The sequence below is a fragment of the Psychrobacter sp. 1Y4 genome (assembly GCF_051847555.1).
The window spans coordinates 1-872 of record NZ_JBPYDE010000301.1 but is presented as its reverse complement, the minus strand read 5'-3'; the positions used below and the strand labels follow the sequence as shown (position 1 = coordinate 872).

The 872-nt window shown below is 38.3% G+C and carries 2 protein-coding genes; one reads left to right on the top strand and one right to left on the bottom strand.

Annotated features, from left to right (window positions below; genetic code table 11):
• Positions 1-307 (bottom strand): type IV pilus biogenesis protein PilM (gene pilM, locus ACS8FC_RS15930; protein WP_439297486.1); only part of this gene is annotated, 307 nt, incomplete at its 3' end.
• A 192-nt stretch (positions 308-499) separates the two neighbouring features.
• Here pilM and ACS8FC_RS15925 point away from each other — a divergent pair.
• Positions 500-872, top strand: a 373-nt coding sequence (locus tag ACS8FC_RS15925; RefSeq protein WP_439297485.1) for a transglycosylase domain-containing protein, incomplete at its 3' end; no start/stop codon positions are given.

The following is an 872-nucleotide window of genomic DNA, read 5'->3' as shown; positions in this document are numbered from 1 at the left end:
CACGCTCAACATCGCTTAGCATCATATCCATATCAATAATTTTGGTGATGACGGCAGATCCTGATACGGCGGTTGCAGCATTACTGCCCGCAACTTGGCAACGTCTTGCTAAACTCGCTATAATGTTGCCAACCGCTTCTGTATCAACTAGGAGTTTGTCGACGACTACACCTTCCGGTAGTCTCTCAATACCGTAGGATTTTAGGTGGAACATGCCTTGTTGACGCTGTATGTCCACTATTTTTACTGAAGTGGCACAAATATCCACACCAATCAAATGTCGACTTTTTGAAGTAAATAGCCTCACAAACTCTATACCTTATATTAAGTGTACAATCTGATAGTTATTTGTAATAATTGAATACAATACTTTACTTAATTGGTAGATTCAAGCGTTTAAAAATATATTAAGGCCTACTTACACATTTATTATGACCTGTTGATTTTGTTCAAGGTATAATAAGTTATCCGCTACAAATTCTAATTAATAAGTCTTATTATGGCCAAAAAAAATGCTACCGCTCGTCTCATTCATTTCTTGGTGGGACTTTTTGTCGCTTGCCTAGCATTGGCAGTTATCTTAGCGCTTGCTGTACCTATTGGTTTTTATGGTATGGCGATGTATTTATCGCCAACTTTGCCAAGTATTCAAGAGATAAAAACTGCCAATTTAGAAATGCCATTGCAGATTTATAGTAGCGATGACAAATTAATCGGCCAATACGGCAATCGTTTATCGTTACCAGTCACATTTGATGAAATTCCTGAAGATTTGACTCATGCTTTTTTAGCGGCAGAAGATGCTTCTTTCTTTCAGCATAGTGGTATTAGTATTAAAGGTCTTGGGCGTGCGGTCACTGAAGTGGTGACTG